This is a genomic window from Massilia sp. LjRoot122 (assembly GCF_964252725.1).
Taxonomy (GTDB): Bacteria; Pseudomonadota; Gammaproteobacteria; order Burkholderiales; family Burkholderiaceae_D; genus Telluria.
Window position 1 is genome coordinate 3,435,682 of the sequence record NZ_CAXUPB020000001.1, and the last position, 16,757, is coordinate 3,452,438.

The following is a 16,757-nucleotide window of genomic DNA, read 5'->3' on the forward strand; positions in this document are numbered from 1 at the left end:
CCTCTCGATTGGTAGATATACCCCAGAGATTAAACAAGGATCTGACAAAAAATTTGACTGAGATCAAATTGGCCGCACTCAGACATGCTATTTGCGCTGTCGTGGTGGACGGGCCACAGGCCCTGGCCTACCCTTGGGACAGGGGATCATTCCAGGAGCGCCGATGACGTACAAAAGCATACTCGTGCATGCCGATGCCAGCCCGTCCGCGCTTGCCCGCTTCCGCATCGCCGCCCAGTTGGCGCGCCGCTTCGATGCGCACCTGAGCGCTTGTGCGCCGACGGGCATCTCGCGCTTCCTTCCGCCGGACGTGCTGGTGCGGGAAGGGACGCCACTGGCGGAATGTTGCGCCGCCATGCGCGCGAATGCGGCCGACGCGCTGCGCAGCTTCGCGCAGGTCGCTTCGCAAGAGGGGGTCGCGCTGGTGGAAGAACGCATGATCGACGATGACGCCGGCGGGATCGCCCTGCATGCCCGCTATGCCGACCTGGTCGTGGTCAGCCAGCCCGACCAGGCGCTGCCCACGCGCGGATCCGCCAGCGAACTGCCCGGCTACCTGCTGCGCGAGTGCGGGCGGCCCCTGCTGGTCGTGCCCCGGGAAGCCGGTGCAGCCGGCCTCGAAGGCGACATCCTGTTCGCCTGGGACGGCAGCGTGGAAGCGACCCGTGCCCTCATCGCGGCCCTACCCCTGATGCGGACGGCACCCGGCGTCGGCATCGTGCACGTGGACGATGGCCGTGCGTGGCCGGACGAGGCCCGTGCCTCGGCACAGGCGATGCTGCAGTACTTGCGCCGCCAGGGTGTCGCCGCACAGGTATGCCGCCACCAGGGCGGCCGCTTCGACGTCGCCGGCGCCTTGCTGTCGGCGGCAGCCGAGACCGGTGCCGGCCTGCTGGTCATGGGGGGCTATGGGCGTTCGCCCCTGCACGAATCGCTGCTGGGCGGGGTCAGCGCAGCAGTCCTGCGGTCGATGACGCTGCCGGTACTGCTGGCGCACTAGACGGCGCGGAAGTCATGGAAACACACCTGCATGCGCCCCACGATGCCGCTCCACCGGGGTTCGCGCGACCGCATCCGCCTCGCTCCGATCCGGCCACCGCTGTCAGTGGGATCTACACCTGTCCCATGCACCCAGAGATACGGCAGGACCATCCAGGCAACTGTCCGATATGCGGCATGACGCTCGAACCGCTGCTTCCCGCAACCGCTGAGGAAGACGACACCGAACTCCGCGATTTCAGCCGGCGCTTCTGGCTCACCCTGCCCCTGACCGTCGCCGTCACCGCGCTGGCGATGTTCGGCCACCAGGCAGGCCTGCTGGACGCGCGTACCCAGAGCTGGATCGAGTTGATACTGTCCTTGCCGGTCGTGCTCTGGGCCGGTCTGCCCTTCTTTGTCCGCGGCATTCGCTCGGTGCGCACCCGTCGTCCAAATATGTGGACCCTGATCTCCTTGGGAACCGGCGCCGCCTTCGTCTACAGCGTCGTGGCGACCGTCGCGCCACAACTGTTCCCGGCGTCCTTCTTGTCGATGGGCCGCATCGGCGTCTATTTCGAGGCGGCGGCCGTCATCATTTCGCTCACCCTGCTGGGACAGCTGCTCGAGCTGAAAGCCCGGTCCCGGACTTCGGCCGCGATCAAGTCGCTACTCGGCCTGGCGCCCAGGACGGCACGCCGGATCGCCCCCGACGGCAGCGAGCAGGACGTCGAGCTCGCGCAGATCCACGTTGGCGACCTGCTGCGCGTCCGTCCGGGCGAGAAAGTGCCGGTAGACGGCGTGGTCACTGACGGCAACAGCGCGGTCGACGAATCGATGCTGACCGGCGAGCCCATGCCGGTGGCGAAGCGTCCGGGCGACGCCCTGATCGGCGCCACGCTGAACACCAGCGGCGCCCTGGTCATGCGCTCCGAGAAGGTCGGCGCACAGACCGTGCTGGCCCAGATCGTGCAAATGGTCGCGGCGGCGCAGCGCACCAAAGCGCCGATGCAGCGCATGGCCGATGTCGTGGCCGGCTATTTCGTCAGCGGCGTGGTCGCGATCGCCATTCTGACCCTGCTCGCATGGGGCTTGTTCGGACCCGAGCCGCGCTGGGTGTTTGGCCTGATCAATGCGGTTGCGGTCCTGATCATCGCCTGTCCCTGCGCGCTTGGTCTGGCCACGCCGATGTCGATCATGGTAGCGACGGGCAAGGCGGCGACCCGCGGCGTGCTGTTTCACGACGCCGCCGCGATCGAACATCTGCGCAAGGTAGATACCCTGATCGTCGACAAGACCGGCACCCTGACCGAAGGCAGGCCGGCCTTCGAGCGTGCCGTCGCCGCTCCTGGCTTTACTGAGGACGAAGTGCTGCGCCTGGGCGCCAGCCTCGACCAGGGAAGCGAGCATCCGCTGGCCGATGCCATCGTCCGCACTGCGCGCGAGCGTCGGCTTGCTCTCGAGAAGGCGGACGGCTTCGAGTCCGCCAGCGGGATCGGAGTGCGCGGCAGCGTCGGCGGGCGCCGGCTTGCACTGGGCAACACGGCCTTGATGACGGAATGCGGGGTCGACGTGCGAGTGCTCGGATCGCAGGCCGAAGCCCTCCGTGCGGAAGGGGCCAGCGTCATGTATCTGGCTGTCGACGGCGCGCCGGCCGGCCTGCTGGCGGTGTCCGATCCCGTCAAGTCCAGTACCAGGGAGGCGCTCGACACACTGCGCAAAGCCGGCATCCGGGTCGTCATGGCCACCGGAGACGGCAGCACGACCGCGCAGGCGGTTGGACGGCGACTCGGCATCGACGAAGTCCATGGCGAGGTCAAGCCGGCCGACAAGCTGGCGCTGGTCGAGCGCCTGCAGCGCGAGGGCCGCATCGTCGCGATGGCCGGCGACGGCATCAACGATGCGCCCGCACTGGCCAAGGCCGACGTCGGCGTGGCCATGGGCACCGGCACCGACGTGGCCATGAACAGCGCCCAGCTCACCCTGGTCAAAGGGGACCTTCGCGGCATCGCAACCGCCCGCCAGCTGTCGGTGGCGACGGTGCGCAACATGAAGCAGAACCTGTTGTTCGCCCTCCTCTACAACGCGCTCGGCATTCCGATTGCGGCAGGGGTGTTCTATCCGGCGACCGGATGGCTGCTATCGCCCATGATTGCCGCACTGGCGATGAGCCTGAGCTCCGCATCGGTAATCGGCAATGCGCTCAGGTTGCGATGAACAACGCGCCTGCCTTCATGCCGTATCAGCCTGCAGGAAGCGATGCGCGCATCAACACCGCTGTCGCAGCGACGGCAGCGGTGTTTGTTCGACCAAGGGATCCCATCCGGGCCCATGGACATCTTACTGAGGAGAACTGATATGGCAACCATGTACAACAACTCTGTCCACTTCCTCGCAGCGCTGATTACTGCGGCGGGACTGTCGGCCTGCACGGCGCCCGGGAGCAGCGACATGCACGCTCACCATCATCCCGCCCAGACGGCGGGAAGCGCTGGACGACCCAGCGCCGACATGACGATGGGCGGCACGACGGGGGCCGCGACCGCAAGCGGGCAGCCAGGCGCGCCGGCCACGGAAGGCCACATGGGCCCGGGCGGCATGGACATGAAGCAGATGTGCGCGATGCACCGCGACATCCAGCGCGCTCCCGACGAGCAGCGCCAGGCAATGATGGATCGCCACATGCAGCAAATGTCGCCCGAGATGCGCCAGCGGCACATGGAGATGATGCGCCAGCATTGCAAATGATGTGGCTGGGCCGGCAAAGGCAGCGGAGATACCGGTTCGACGCGCATCGTTCCCGAAGCTGAGGGAACAAGCCATTGGTCGTGATCTCGATCAGCGGCCAGCATCGGCGGGCCGGGCGGCGCCTTGCAGGCACTCCTGCATATCCCCAGAGCGGCTGGGCGCGCATGCTGGTACGGCAGTATGTCCGGTTCAGTTCCAACATCCCATCGGCAACGGTCCGCTGTAGCCAAGCCGACCAATACAAATCCCGAAGCGGACCCGTATTGATAGAAAATCTAAGGCCCAGAAAGACAAAAGACCCGCTAGCTCTCATAGCTAGCGAGTCTCATGAATGTTAAAGATTTCTCTAAAACAATTGTCTTGGCGGAGACGGTGGGATTCGAACCCACGATACGGGTATAAGCCGTATGCTTCCTTAGCAGGGAAGTGCCTTCGGCCACTCGGCCACGTCTCCAATCAGAACCAACTGTTGTCAGTCAGCGCTGAGTGCAGGCATCTTAAGGGCTGGTGCCTGTTGCGTCAAGGACGCACGCCTAAAAATTTTGAAAATTGTTAAGCTTGCTCGAGGTTAAAAGCCTTGTGCAGAGCACGTACCGCCAGCTCCATGTACTTCTCGTCGATCAGCACCGAAATCTTGATTTCCGAGGTCGAAATCATGAGGATGTTGATGCCCTCTTCCGCCAGCGTGCGGAACATTTGCGAGGCCACGCCGACGTGGCTGCGCATGCCCACGCCGACCGCCGAGACCTTCGACACTTTCGCGTCGCCCAGGATCTTGGCCGCGCCCAGGGCCTCGCGCTGGCCTTCCAGCACGCTCATCGCCTTCACGTAGTCGTTGCGCGACACGGTGAAGGTGAAGTCGGTCTTGCCATCCACCGACTGGTTCTGGATGATCATGTCCACTTCGACGTTGGCCTCGGCGATAGGGCCGAGGATATGGAAGGCGACGCCAGGCTTGTCCGGCACGCCCAGGACGGTGATCTTGGCTTCATCGCGATTGAAGGCGATACCGGAGATGACGGCTTGTTCCATGTTGCTTTCTTCCTCAAACGAAATCAGGGTGCCGGACTTCGCTTCTTCGTCCAGCGGCATCAGGGGATCGGTCAGCGACGACAATACGCGCGTCGGGACCTGGTAGTTGCCTGCGAACTCGACCGAGCGGGTCTGCAGGACCTTCGAGCCCAAAGATGCGAGCTCGAGCATTTCCTCGAAGGTGATCTTCTCCAGGCGGCGCGCCTCGTGCACCACGCGCGGGTCGGTCGTGTAGACGCCGTCCACGTCGGTGTAGATCAGGCATTCGTCGGCCTTTAGCGCGGCGGCGATCGCCACTGCCGAGGTGTCGGAACCGCCGCGGCCCAGGGTCGAAATGTTGCCATCTTCGTCCATGCCCTGGAAACCCGTGATGATCACGATCTTGCCGGCTTCCAGATCTGCGCGCACGCGGGTGTCGTCGATCGACTGGATGCGGGCCTTGGTGAACGAGGAGTCGGTACGAATGCCGGCTTGCCAGCCGGTGTAGGAGACGGCGTCCTTGCCGATGGCCAGCAGCGCCATCGCCAGCAGACCGACCGAGACCTGCTCGCCGGTCGAGGCAATCATGTCCAGTTCGCGCGGGTCCGGCTGCGCCATGATTTCCTTGGCCAGTCCAATCAGGCGGTTGGTTTCACCGGACATTGCCGAGGGGACCACGACGATCTGGTGGCCGGCATCATGCCACTTGGCCACACGGGCCGCGACATTCTTGATACGGTCCGTCGAGCCCATCGACGTTCCGCCATATTTGTGGACAATTAAAGCCATATCAGGAAGGGTTCCAGCTTGTAGAAAGATCAAAAGGGGACCTTTACTCTAGCATGCTGCAGCGCAGTATCACAAGGCTGGTGGGAGAAAAAGCTATACGAAAAGAAAATAAAGTAATACCTTTTTCGTATAGTAACTCTCTACCCAGCCTGAATAGGATCGGGCACCCAGCGCAAGGCGACCCGCTCCCCTTCCCCGTCCGGCATGCAGCGGCAATCCATGCCGATGCCGGCGGCGAACAGCAGCGCGTGGCTGGCCCAGACCAGCGGCGCGCGTTCGCGCTCCCAGGCCGGTACGCCCAGCGCCTGGTAGTGCGCCTTTAGCCCGCGGCTGGGACGATTCGCGGCGGGTTTCAAACGTTCGCCGCCCTTGCGGAAATCGATCATCAAAGGCTGGCTGCGCAGCCAGGCCGGATCGAAGCCCTGCGGCGCAGGGTCGAAATGCAGCACGCCGCCGTAGGCCGGAAACGCCAGCGCGGCTTCCCCATTCCAGCGGAAAGCCTCGCCTTCCTTGACGAGCACGCCTTCGTCGTCGGGGTCGCGCATGCCGGCGAGGTCCGGCAGTTTCGGTGTGAGGTAGAGCTTGCCGCGGTGGCGGCGGATGTGGCAGGCCGGATGCGTCACTTTCAACTGGGCGTCTTCTCTCGCCGAGAACAGCTGGGACACCATTTCTCCCAGCCAGGCAGTCGAGGGCATGGCCAGGCCACGCACCGAGAACAGGTGGCGCAGCATATTGTCGGTGCGGTCGCGGCTGAGGCGCTGGACGCGGGCCAGGTCGATGGCCTCACCGTCCTGGCAGGCGGCAAGGTCCTGCTCCGCCACCTCGTCGAGGATGCGCTGGGCCGCCTGCACGTGGGACGCGCCACGCGCGAGCCGCTGCTGGTAGCCGGGGAAGCTGGCAGCCAGCGCCGGCATCACGCCATGGCGCAGCGCATTGCGCGCGTAGCGCGGATCGCTGTTCGATTCGTCCTCGACCCAGTCCAGGCCTTCGTCCTGCGCATAGGCTTCGAGCTGGGCGCGCGACAGCGCCAGCAGAGGCCGCGCCATCACCAGATCAGGATCGCCCAGCAGGCCGGGCGCGCGGTTGGCGGCGTCCATGCCGGACAGGCCGGCCGGGCCGGAACCGCGCAGCAGTTGCAGCAGGACGGTTTCGGCCTGGTCGTCGAGATGGTGGGCGGTGAGCAGCAGCGGCACGCCGTGCTGCACGCACAGCTCGCCCAGGGCGCGGTAGCGCAGCTTGCGCGCCGCCGACTCGATGCCGTCCTTGCCTTTGACGACCTCGACGTGGCGATGGTCGAAGGCGATGCCGAGCGCCGCGCAGGCTTGCGCGCAGTGGGCCAGCCAGGCATCCGCATTCGGGCTCAGCCCGTGATGGACGTGGAAGGCGTGCAGGGGAATGCCCTGCCCCGCCGCCCAGGCGTGCGCCAGCCGCAGCAGGGCCATCGAATCGAGGCCGCCGCTGCAGGCAATCGCCATGGAGGAAGGGGTATGGATGTCGCGCAGGCCGTCCATGGCCTGCGCAAAGACTGCCGGAGCGCCTCCGGCATGCTTGGGACTCACTCTTCGCTCGGCAGCGTTTCCTTGAACTTGCCGTAGCTCATCAGCTTCTGGTGACGCGCTTCGAGCAGGTCCTTGGTCTTCATGCCCTGGAACTGGCGCAGGGTGTCGGCCAGCGCGCGCTTGAGCAGCTGGGCCATCTGCTTCGGATCGCGGTGCGCGCCGCCCAGCGGCTCGTTGACGATCTTGTCGATCAGGCCCATGGCCTTCAGGCGATGTGCGGTCAGGCCCAGGGCGTCGGCGGCGTCGGAGGCGCGCTCCGAGGTCTTCCACAGGATCGAGGCGCAGCCTTCCGGCGAGATCACCGAGTAGGTCGAGTATTGCAGCATCAGCACCGCGTCGCCGACGGCGATCGCCAGCGCGCCGCCCGAGCCGCCTTCACCGATGATGGTGGCGATCAGCGGCACTTTCAGCTCGGCCATGACGTAGAGGTTGTGGCCGATTGCTTCCGACTGGCCGCGCTCTTCGGCGTCGATGCCCGGGAACGCTCCTGGGGTGTCAACAAACGTGAAGATCGGCAGGTTGAACTTCTCGGCCAGCTTCATCAGGCGCATGGCCTTGCGGTAGCCTTCCGGACGCGGCATGCCGAAGTTGCGCATCGCGCGCTCCTTGGTGTCGCGGCCCTTCTGGTGGCCGATGACCATGCAGGCCTGGCCGTTGAAGCGCGCCAGGCCGCCCATGATCGACTGGTCGTCGGCGAACGTGCGGTCGCCGTGCAGTTCGTGGAAGTCGGTGAAGATCGCGTTCACGTAGTCCATCGTGTACGGACGCTGCGGGTGACGGGCGATCTGCGACACTTGCCACGGGGTCAGCTTGGCGTAGATGTCCTTGGTGAGCTGCTGGCTTTTCTTGGCCAGGCGGTCGATCTCTTCGGAGATGTCCACTGCGGAGTCGTCTTGCACGAAGCGCAGCTCTTCAATCTTGGAATCGAGCTCGGCGATCGGCTGCTCAAAATTGAGGAAAGTTGTTTTAGTCATTGTACCTCCGGATTGTTTCGTGGCAGCAGCGCTTATGGATGGGGCGCAGCCGCTCTGGCCCTGTTTTGGGCGTTATTTTACCGTACCCGCGTCGGATATCACATCAGGGTTGTGGGTCCAGGCTGCGCCACAGATACCAGGTGGCCACCGTGCGCCAGGGCTCCCAGTTGGCCGCGACCTCGCGCGCATCGCTGCGCGAAACAGGTTCGCCAGAGAAATAATTCTGGCTGATGCCCTGGATCAGGCCGGGGTCGTCGAGCGGCAGCACATTCGGCCGGAGCAGATTAAATATCAAAAACATCTCCGCTGTCCAGCGGCTGATGCCGCGGATCTGGACCAGCTCGGCGATGACGGCCTCGTCGTCCATCTGCGACCACAGGTCGGCATGGACGCGCTTGGCCTTGAAACTGTCGGCCAGGTCGAGGATGTATTCGGTCTTGCGCTTGGACAGGCCGCAGCCGGCCAGCTCGGCGGCGCCGGCCTTGATCACCTGGCTCGGGGACAGCTTCGGACAGATCGCCAGCAGCTTGCCCCAGGCCGCGTCGGCCGCCTTCGGCGTCACCTGCTGGCCCACGATCGAGCGCGCCAGCGTGGTGAAGGGGTCGGGATGACCGCGCAGGTGCAGGTCGCCGAATTGCGGGATGAGCTTGGCCATGATGCGGTCGCGCCCCATCAGTGCGGCCTTCGCTTCCGCCCAGTAGGCGGGGACGGAAAGTTCGTCCTGCGCCCCGGCCTCGAGGCCCGGCGTGTCCTTGTCGGCCGCCATTATGCGCGGCGCCAGGTCGTCGTTCCGTCCGGCTTGTCTTCCAGGATGATCCCGGCGGCAGTCAGTTCGGCGCGGATGGCATCCGCTTCGGCAAAATTGCGGGCTTTCTTGGCGGCGGCACGGCGTGCGATGGCATCGTCAATACTGGCATCGCCGCCCTCGCTGCCGCCTTGCAGGAAGGCTTGCGGCGCACGTTCGAGCAGGCCCAGCACGCCGGCCAGGGCCTTCAGCTGGCGCGCGGCTTCCACAGACTTGCTGCGGTTGACTTCGCTGGCCAGGTCGAACAGCTCGGCCACGGCCAGCGGCGTGTTGAAATCGTCGTCCATGGCTTCGCGGAAGCGCAGGGCGTGGGCTTCGTCCCAGTCGACCGCAGGCTGCTCGGCGTCGATGTCCACCGTCGACAGCGCCGTGTACAGGCGGGTCAGCGCGCCCTTGGCGTCGTCGATGTGGGCGTCGGAATAGTTCAGCGGGCTGCGGTAGTGGGCGCGCAGGATGAAGAAGCGGATGATTTCGGCGTCATACTGCTTGAGCACGTCGCGGATGGTGAAGAAATTGCCCAGCGACTTGGACATCTTCTCGTTATCCACGCGCACGAAGCCGTTGTGGATCCAGTAGTTGACCATGTTGCCGCCGAACGCGCCTTCTGATTGGGCGATCTCGTTCTCGTGGTGCGGGAACTGCAGGTCGGCGCCGCCGCCATGGATGTCGAAATGCTGGCCGAGGGTAGCGCAGGACATGGCCGAGCACTCGATGTGCCAGCCCGGACGGCCCTTGCCCCACTTGGAGTCCCATTTGGCTTCCGCGGGTTCGGATTCCTTGGCGGCCTTCCACAGCACGAAGTCGAGCGGATCGCGCTTGCCGCTGTTGACGTCGACGCGCTCGCCGGCGCGCAGGTCGTCGAGCGACTTGCCGGACAGCTTGCCGTAGCCTTCGAAGCCGCGCACGGCGTAGTTCACGTCGCCGTCATCGCTGCGGTAGGCCAGGCCCTTCGACTCGAGCTGCTCGATGATCGACAGCATCTGCGGCACGTACTCGGTGGCGCGCGGCACGACGGTCGGCGGCAGCATATTGAGCGCGGCGATGTCTTCGTCCATGTACTTCACGTTGCGCTCGACCAGGGCGCCGATGGTCTCGCCGTTCTCGACCGCGCGCTTGATGATCTTGTCGTCGATGTCCGTGATGTTACGGACATAGTTAACCTCGTAGCCCGATGCCATGAGCCAGCGATAGATGACGTCGAAGGCCATCATCATCCGCGCGTGCCCGACGTGGCAGTAATCGTAGACGGTCATGCCGCACACATACATGCCGACCTTGCCGGCTTCCATCGGGACAAATACCTGCTTGTCACGCGCGAGCGTGTTGTAAATCTTGAGTTGGCTCATGGGTGTAATCTGGTGAGGGAGCGGATCGGGGCAAACCGTGGGTATTGCGTCGAGACCGTCTGTACCCTCGGGTGTTATTCTTCTTTGATAGAATGGGACGTTCTGCGCAAAGTATAGCATTGTTAAAATCCCGTCTGGCCGCATATGGCTCAGCTTTATTTTTCGGGAAAAGACTTGACACCGCTTTGCGCGGTGTCCATCAGAGGAGAGCCAAGACGATGACTACTGCCTTCCGCCGCTCGCTGCTCAAGGGCATCGCCCTGGGCGCCGGCGCCCTGCTCCTTTCCGGCGCCGCACTGGCCGCGCCCCAGGAAGCACAGACCGAACCCGCCGCCGAGGCAGCGCCCGCCGCGCCCGTCGTCAAGGGTCCGCAAGTATCGATCAAGACCAGCATGGGCGAGATCGTCGTCCAGCTCGACGAAGAACGGGCGCCGAAGACGGTCGCCAACTTCATGCAGTACGTCAAGCAGGGCTTCTACAAGGGCACGATCTTCCACCGCGTGATCGACGGCTTCATGATCCAGGCCGGCGGCATGAACGAGAAGTTCGAGGGCCGCAAGACCAACAAGCCGGTCAAGAACGAATCGAATAACGGCCTGTCGAACCAGCCGTACACGATTTCGATGGCGCGCGAGGACCATCCGGATTCGGCAACTTCCCAGTTCTTCATCAACGTGGCCGACAATTCGGGCATCGACTACCCGAACTACAAGGGCTCGGGTTATACCGTCTTCGGCAAGGTCGTGAAAGGCCAGGAAGTCGTGGACAAGATCAAGGGCGTGGTGGTGGACGACGTGCGCGGCATGCAGAACGTGCCGGTGACGCCGATCTTCATTAAGTCCGTGAGCGTGCTCAAAGGCGACAAGCTTGTAAAATAGCGGATGTGCAATCTCGCATCTCAACAATAACCAAGGAACAGGACACAAGATGACCAGCGTACGCATGACTACCAACATGGGCAACATCACCGTCGAACTGGACGCCGAAAAAGCGCCGAAGACCGTTGCCAACTTTATCGACTACGTCAACAAGGGTCACTTCAGCAACACCATCTTCCACCGCGTGATCAAGGACTTCATGATCCAGGGCGGCGGCTTCGAACCGGGCATGAAGCAAAAGCCGACCGAGACGACCGTCGAGAACGAAGCCAAGAACGGCCTGAAGAACGACAAGTACACCATCGCCATGGCCCGCACCTCGGCGCCGCACTCGGCATCGGCACAGTTCTTCATCAACACCAAGGACAACGCCTTCCTGAACTATCCGGGCCAGGACGGCTGGGGCTATGCCGTGTTCGGCAAGGTCACCGAAGGCCAGGACATCGTCGACCAGATCAACGGCGTGAAGACCACCCGCAGCGGCATGCACTCGGACGTGCCGGCCGATCCGGTCGTCATCGAGAAAGTCGAAGTCATCTGATGATCGCAGTGCGCCAGGGCAAGCAATACCCATCAGTTCGATGACCACGCCCAAGCGCACGTTTGCGCTGTTCATCTCCGACCTGCACCTGCAGGCCGCACACCCGCGCACGGCCGAAGCCTTCTTCCGCTTCCTGGCCGAGCGCGCCGTGCATGCCGAGCGGCTCTACCTGCTCGGCGACATCTTCGAATACTGGGCCGGCGACGACGATCTTGCCGAGCCTTTCCACCAGCAGGTCATCGCGGCCATCCGCGCCGTGAGCGCTGCGGGCACGGCCGTGTACTGGCTGGCCGGTAACCGCGATTTTCTCGTCGGACCGGGCTTTGCCGAAGCGGCCGGACTGAGCCTTCTGGAAGAGCCGCACGTCATCAGCGCCGGCGGCAAGCGCATTGCGCTGGTCCACGGCGACGCCCAGTGCACCGCCGACCTCAAGTACATGGCTTTCCGCGCCCAGGTACGCGACCGGGAGTGGCAGCAGCACTTCCTCGGCATGCCGCTGGCGCAGCGCAAGGCCATCATTGCCGGACTGCGTGAAGGCAGCCGCGAGGCGCAGGCGGGCAAGTCTTACGAGATCATGGACGTCGCGCCCGAGGCCGTCGAGAAGCTGTACGGCGAGACGGATGCGAGCGTCATCATTCATGGGCATACGCACCGGCCGGCCGTGCATGAAACGAACGGCAAGCTGCGTTACGTGCTGCCGGACTGGGAACTGGATGCCGAGCCGCGGCGTGGCGGGTGGATAGAACTCGCTGACGATGGCACCATCACGCAGCACGGGTTACCGTAGGGTAGGCAGGTTTCCTGCCCACGCGTTCAAATCCGATATGAGCAGACGCTAGGGCTAATCTTCAGCTGCTTGAACGCGTGGGCGGGAGACCCGCCCACCCTACCGGACCGCATCCAGTAACTCGGGGTGCTTCCCCAGCAGCCGCAACAGCTTGACCAGCGCCACCGGCGCATGCGCCTCGCCCGATTCATAGCGCGCGAAATCCCCTGCCCCGTCCCCGAACATCTCATCCGCCTTGTGCTGGGTTAAACCCAGCCGCTTGCGCATCGCCCGGATCGTTTTGAGCTCGTCCGCATCCACCTGCTTGCGGAAGGCCGCGACCAGTTCGCCGTAGTGGTCGTGCTCGCCCGCCGCGAACATCACTTCCTTGCACCCGGCACAATGCTCGACCAACACATCGGGAATGGTCGTGCTCTGTCCCTTGTAGTTGTACTGCATTTCCCTGATCGCATGCGTCAGCGGCGAGAGGCCACAGTTCGGGCACGTCAGCATCGCTCCCTCCTTCCTTATCGATCCTCCCATCCTACCAAAGTGCGCCTGGATGCCGCGCCCGCACTTTTGTTCAATATGTATGTTTACATTTACCAAGCCACTGTTATACTTCACTACAACACCACCTCAACGCATCACCACCGAGTACGACACGGGAGACCACCATGAACAATGCAGTGCCAAGACAAGGGAGGACTGGACATGACAGTCGGCTGGAATGACAACGCACCCATTTACCGCCAGCTCAAGGAGCGGGTGGTGGGCATGATGCTCGACGGTATTCTGAAAGCCGGCGACGCCCTGCCCTCGGTTCGCCAGATCGCGGCCGAATATCAACTGAATCCGATCACCGTGTCCAAGGCTTATCAGGAACTGGTCGACGAAAACCTGGTGGAAAAACGAAGGGGGATTGGCATGTACGTTACCGAAGGAGCAAGCGAGAAACTCTTGGCCACCGAACGCGAACGCTTCATCCGCGAGGAATGGCCGGCCATGGTCGAACGTATCCGCCGCCTCGGCCTGAACGTCGAGCAACTGCTGCAGGCCTCCGCAGGCAATGCTCCGGGAGGCTCAGCATGAATGCCGTGCTCTCCGCACGCGGCCTGAGCAAGCGCTACGGCAAGCGCAGCGCCGTCGACGGCATCGATTTCGAGGTTCCCGCCGGCCGCATCGTCGGCCTGATCGGCCCCAACGGCTCGGGCAAGACCACCACGCTCAAGGCCGCCCTGGGCCTGATCGACTTCGACGGCCAGCTGTCGGTGCTGGGCTTCGACCCGCGCACCCAGCGCGACGACCTGATGAAGGAAGTCTGCTTCATCGCCGACGTCGCCATCCTGCCGCGCTGGATGCGCGTGAAGGACGCGGTCGACTTCGTGGAAGGCGTGCATCCGCGCTTCAACCGCGCCAAGGCCGAGCGCTACATCGCGCATACCAAGCTGAAGCCGACCATGAAGGTCAAGGAAATGTCGAAGGGCATGATCGTCCAGCTGCACCTGGCGCTGGTGATGGCCATCGACGCCAAGCTGCTGGTCCTCGATGAGCCGACCCTGGGCCTCGACATCCTCTACCGCAAGCAGTTCTACCAGAACCTGCTGGAAGATTATTTCGACGAGCAGAAGACCATCGTCATCACCACCCACCAGGTGGAAGAAGTCGAGCACATCCTCACCGACCTGATGTTCATCCGCGACGGCAAGATCGTGCTGGCCGCGTCGATGGAAGAGATCGGCGAGCGCTACACCGAAGTGATGGTCCCGCCCGACAAGGTCGGCGCGGCGAATGCGCTGGCCCCGATCGACCAGCGCAGCGTGTTCGGCAAGTCGGTGATGCTGTTCGACGGCGTGTCGCGCACCCAGCTGGCCCAGCTCGGTGAGACCCGCAATCCCAGCGTTGCCGACCTGTTCGTGGCAACCATGAAAGGAACCTACGCATGAAAACAATGAAATGGCTGCTCCGGCGCGAGTTCTGGGAGCACAAGGGCGCCTTCTTCTGGACGCCGGTGGCGGTGGCGGCCGCGATGGTCCTGCTGGTCGGCGTGGGCTTCATGTACGCCATGAGCTTCGGCGGCCACGAGAACATCCAGATCGACGGCCAGACCGTGGTATCGATCCAGGGCGTGCCGTCGGCGCTGCGCTACAAGATCGCCCACGTCGCCGCCTCGAGCTACATGGGCCTGGCCGCGCCGCTGTTCCTGGTGCTGACCGTGGTGGTGTTCTTCTACTGCCTGTCGGCCCTGCATGACGACCGCCGCGACCGCAGCATCCTGTTCTGGAAGTCGCTGCCGCTGTCGGACCGCGACACCGTGCTGTCGAAAGTCGTCACCGCCCTGGTCGTCGCTCCGGTGATCACGATCGCGATCGGTACCGCCACCGCGCTGGTGCTGCTGGTGCTCGGCATGATCAGCGCCACCGGCAAGGGCATGAACCTGTTCGCACCGGTGCTGATGGAGCCGAACCTCTACCTGAGCCCCCTATACCTGCTGGCCTTCCTGCCGCTGTACATCATCTGGGCGCTGCCGACCGTCGGCTGGCTCCTGATGGTGTCGAGCTGGGCGCGCTCCAAGGTCTTCCTGTGGGCGGTCGGTACGCCGCTGGTCGTGGCCCTGGTGCTGAAGTGGTTCAACTTCATCGTCGGCCACGTGTCGAACACCGTGTTCGACGTCGACTGGTTCGTCAGCGAAGTGGTGGTGCGCGGCCTGGGCGGCCTGGTGCCGGGGATCTGGCTGTCGCAGCCGGACATCGAAGTCATCAACCAGCAGTACGGCCTGGATCCGATGACGCTGCTGGGCGTGTCCTACTCCACGCTCGCCAGCCCGGGCGTCTGGATCGCCGCCGCCATCGGCGTCGCCATGATCGCCGTCGCGGTACGCCTGCGCCGCTGGCGCGACGAGGGCTGATTCGCATGCGCGCCATTCATGCGATCGCACTCGGCGCCCTGCTCCTCTGCGGCAGCGTTGCCGCCGCGGAGGAAAAGCCGGTCCGCGAACTCGAGCCCGTGCATGTGAACGCCATGCGCAATCCGGAAGTCCGCAAATACAAGGTCATCCTGGCCGGCCTGGATGCCTTCGACAGGCACCGGCAACTGGCGCCTGCGGCCGATCGGCTGCGGTTCCGGCTCAGGTCGCAGGCGAAGGACGAGTCGGAGCAGCCGCTGGCGATTCGCCTCGTGGGCGACAGCGGCTTCAACATGCCGATCGCAATCGATGCTGACATGCGTTTCGTGGTGCCGCGCAGCGAGGCTGCGGCGGACGCGGAGAGCGAGCTGGAGCTGAACCGCAAGCGCCGCAGCTACCGCACCGATCCCGAAATCCGCACGCCCGGCCTGTCCGCCAACCAGCGGCGCCTGGGCGACTTGCGGCTAGAGTGCAAGGTGACGGTGGCAATGGCCAAGGCGGAGATCCCGACCTTCTGGGTGTTGACCATCAATACCATCCTGCTGCGGACGGATTGGTGCGACTTCTTCGGCGACCCGGAAGATTTTCGCTGGGAAGGTGTGAGCAAGAAAGCACACTTTCCCTTCCGCAGCGACCAGCCGCTTGCCGGCGCAGTGCTCGTCGACGCGAACCGCTCGGCGAAACTGGAAGTCAAGGGAGGGACCTTCCACGTACCGATCGGTAACTTCAGCTGGAGCGACGATGCCGTGATCGAACTGACGTTCGCGGAACCGAAAGCGCCTACTGGAACTGCTGCCGAAACGCCTCGAACTGCGCCTTGAGTTCCTCGAGTTCGCCGCGCAGGGCGGCGACTTCCTGTTCCAGCTGGCCGACGCGGCTGGCGCCTCCTCCACCGAGGCCGGCGCCGGCGGCGGGCGCCTCGAAGGCAGGGAGCTCGCCACCCAGCAGGTGGCCGTAGCGCGCCTCCTTGGTGCCGGGCGCGCGGTCCAGGCGGGCGACCAGCGGCGGGTATTTATCGATCAGGAACTGCAGTACGGTCTCGACTTCCGGCACGCTCCTGAACTCGTGCAGGCGGCCGGTGCGGGTCCGGATCTCGCCGGCCGTCTGCAGGCCGCGCAGCATCAGGATGCTGAGGACGGCCACCTTGTCCTGCTCCAGGGTCCACTTGATGCGCATGCGGTGCTCGTACTTCACGACCCGGGCCCCGGCCTGCGAGATCGCATTCACCAGCTTCTTCTCGATCAGGCGCTGCAGGGTGTCCTGGACCGTCTCGTCGGTCATCTGCATGATCGGGTCGCGGCTCGACAGCTGGTTGCAGCCGTTGACGATCGCGTTCACCGACATCGGGTAATTATCGGGCGTCAGCGCCTCTTTCTCTGCCAGCACCGCGAGCACGCGGATTTCCATCGGGTCCAATACGGCGCCGTCGGGCGTGCCCGTCACTTCATTCGTCATGCGAT

17 protein-coding genes and 1 tRNA gene are annotated in these 16,757 nt (G+C 64.2%); 10 read left to right on the forward strand and 8 right to left on the reverse strand.

The annotated features are described in order from the left end of the window. Positions 1 to 163: 163 nt before the first annotated feature. The 3 genes from ACSQ25_RS14940 (at position 164) to ACSQ25_RS14950 (ending at position 3,723) form a co-directional block, all read left to right on the forward strand. Entirely contained in the window at positions 164 to 1,000 is an 837-nt protein-coding gene (locus ACSQ25_RS14940; RefSeq protein WP_436106466.1) for a universal stress protein, read from the forward strand. A gap of 14 nt (positions 1,001 to 1,014) precedes the next feature. After that, positions 1,015 to 3,192: a copper-transporting P-type ATPase gene (locus ACSQ25_RS14945; RefSeq protein WP_436106467.1), complete on the forward strand. Its 2,178-nt coding sequence runs from the start codon at positions 1,015 to 1,017 to the stop codon at positions 3,190 to 3,192. 141 nt (positions 3,193 to 3,333) lie between these two features. Continuing rightward, positions 3,334 to 3,723 (forward strand): hypothetical protein, encoded by a 390-nt coding sequence (locus tag ACSQ25_RS14950; protein WP_436106468.1) that lies wholly within the window; start codon positions 3,334 to 3,336, stop codon positions 3,721 to 3,723. A 361-nt stretch (positions 3,724 to 4,084) separates the two neighbouring features. Here ACSQ25_RS14950 and ACSQ25_RS14955 read toward each other — a convergent pair. The 6 genes from ACSQ25_RS14955 to cysS all read right to left on the reverse strand — a co-directional run bounded on the left by ACSQ25_RS14955 (position 4,085) and on the right by cysS (position 10,207). Then, positions 4,085 to 4,177: transfer RNA gene (locus tag ACSQ25_RS14955), tRNA-Ser, on the reverse strand. A 98-nt stretch (positions 4,178 to 4,275) separates the two neighbouring features. Further along, positions 4,276 to 5,523 carry an aspartate kinase gene (locus ACSQ25_RS14960; protein ID WP_436106469.1) on the reverse strand — a complete coding sequence of 416 codons (1,248 nt, stop codon included), beginning with the start codon at positions 5,521 to 5,523 and terminating at the stop codon, positions 4,276 to 4,278. 140 nt (positions 5,524 to 5,663) lie between these two features. Continuing rightward, entirely contained in the window at positions 5,664 to 7,034 is a 1,371-nt protein-coding gene (gene tilS / locus ACSQ25_RS14965) for a tRNA lysidine(34) synthetase TilS (protein ID WP_436108085.1), read from the reverse strand. Positions 7,035 to 7,078: 44 nt separating this feature from the next. Then, positions 7,079 to 8,056, reverse strand: a complete 978-nt coding sequence (locus ACSQ25_RS14970; RefSeq protein ID WP_436106470.1) for an acetyl-CoA carboxylase carboxyltransferase subunit alpha — start codon at positions 8,054 to 8,056, stop codon at positions 7,079 to 7,081. A gap of 103 nt (positions 8,057 to 8,159) precedes the next feature. Beyond that, positions 8,160 to 8,822 carry a DNA-3-methyladenine glycosylase family protein gene (locus tag ACSQ25_RS14975; protein ID WP_436106471.1) on the reverse strand — a complete coding sequence of 221 codons (663 nt, stop codon included), beginning with the start codon at positions 8,820 to 8,822 and terminating at the stop codon, positions 8,160 to 8,162. Next, positions 8,822 to 10,207, reverse strand: coding sequence for a cysteine--tRNA ligase (gene cysS / locus ACSQ25_RS14980; protein WP_436106472.1), 1,386 nt, complete (start codon positions 10,205 to 10,207; stop codon positions 8,822 to 8,824). The genes ACSQ25_RS14975 and cysS overlap by 1 nt, the downstream gene beginning before the upstream one ends. Positions 10,208 to 10,425: 218 nt before the next feature. On the opposite strand from cysS, the gene ACSQ25_RS14985 reads away from it, so the two are divergent. Genes ACSQ25_RS14985 through ACSQ25_RS14995 form a run of 3 tightly spaced genes read left to right on the forward strand, consistent with a single transcriptional unit; the run spans position 10,426 to position 12,413 of the window. After that, on the forward strand, positions 10,426 to 11,085 hold the full coding sequence (locus tag ACSQ25_RS14985) for a peptidylprolyl isomerase (RefSeq protein ID WP_436106473.1): 660 nt from the start codon (positions 10,426 to 10,428) through the stop codon (positions 11,083 to 11,085). A 49-nt stretch (positions 11,086 to 11,134) separates the two neighbouring features. Beyond that, entirely contained in the window at positions 11,135 to 11,626 is a 492-nt protein-coding gene (locus tag ACSQ25_RS14990) for a peptidylprolyl isomerase (protein ID WP_436106474.1), read from the forward strand. 40 nt (positions 11,627 to 11,666) lie between these two features. Further along, on the forward strand, positions 11,667 to 12,413 hold the full coding sequence (locus ACSQ25_RS14995) for a UDP-2,3-diacylglucosamine diphosphatase (RefSeq protein WP_436106475.1): 747 nt from the start codon (positions 11,667 to 11,669) through the stop codon (positions 12,411 to 12,413). Positions 12,414 to 12,512: 99 nt separating this feature from the next. Here the strand turns inward: ACSQ25_RS14995 and ACSQ25_RS15000 are convergent, their stop codons facing one another. Further along, positions 12,513 to 12,905 (reverse strand): type II TA system antitoxin MqsA family protein, encoded by a 393-nt coding sequence (locus ACSQ25_RS15000; RefSeq protein WP_436106476.1) that lies wholly within the window; start codon positions 12,903 to 12,905, stop codon positions 12,513 to 12,515. A 201-nt stretch (positions 12,906 to 13,106) separates the two neighbouring features. Here ACSQ25_RS15000 and ACSQ25_RS15005 point away from each other — a divergent pair, with 201 nt between their 5' ends. Genes ACSQ25_RS15005 through ACSQ25_RS15020 form a run of 4 tightly spaced genes read left to right on the forward strand, consistent with a single transcriptional unit; the run spans position 13,107 to position 16,118 of the window. Beyond that, positions 13,107 to 13,484 carry a GntR family transcriptional regulator gene (locus tag ACSQ25_RS15005; protein ID WP_436106477.1) on the forward strand — a complete coding sequence of 126 codons (378 nt, stop codon included), beginning with the start codon at positions 13,107 to 13,109 and terminating at the stop codon, positions 13,482 to 13,484. After that, on the forward strand, positions 13,481 to 14,338 hold the full coding sequence (locus ACSQ25_RS15010) for an ABC transporter ATP-binding protein (protein ID WP_436106478.1): 858 nt from the start codon (positions 13,481 to 13,483) through the stop codon (positions 14,336 to 14,338). The genes ACSQ25_RS15005 and ACSQ25_RS15010 overlap by 4 nt, the downstream gene beginning before the upstream one ends. Next, positions 14,335 to 15,300, forward strand: a complete 966-nt coding sequence (locus ACSQ25_RS15015; RefSeq protein ID WP_436106479.1) for a hypothetical protein — start codon at positions 14,335 to 14,337, stop codon at positions 15,298 to 15,300. The genes ACSQ25_RS15010 and ACSQ25_RS15015 overlap by 4 nt, the downstream gene beginning before the upstream one ends. Before the next feature lie 5 nt (positions 15,301 to 15,305). Then, positions 15,306 to 16,118 (forward strand): hypothetical protein, encoded by an 813-nt coding sequence (locus ACSQ25_RS15020; protein ID WP_436106480.1) that lies wholly within the window; start codon positions 15,306 to 15,308, stop codon positions 16,116 to 16,118. Here ACSQ25_RS15020 and ACSQ25_RS15025 read toward each other — a convergent pair. Continuing rightward, the gene (locus ACSQ25_RS15025; protein ID WP_436106481.1) at positions 16,078 to 16,752 is read right to left on the reverse strand and encodes a YceH family protein; all 675 of its coding nucleotides are present in this window, start codon (positions 16,750 to 16,752) and stop codon (positions 16,078 to 16,080) included. The two genes, ACSQ25_RS15020 and ACSQ25_RS15025, sit on opposite strands and share 41 nt — an antisense overlap. Positions 16,753 to 16,757: the final 5 nt, after the last annotated feature.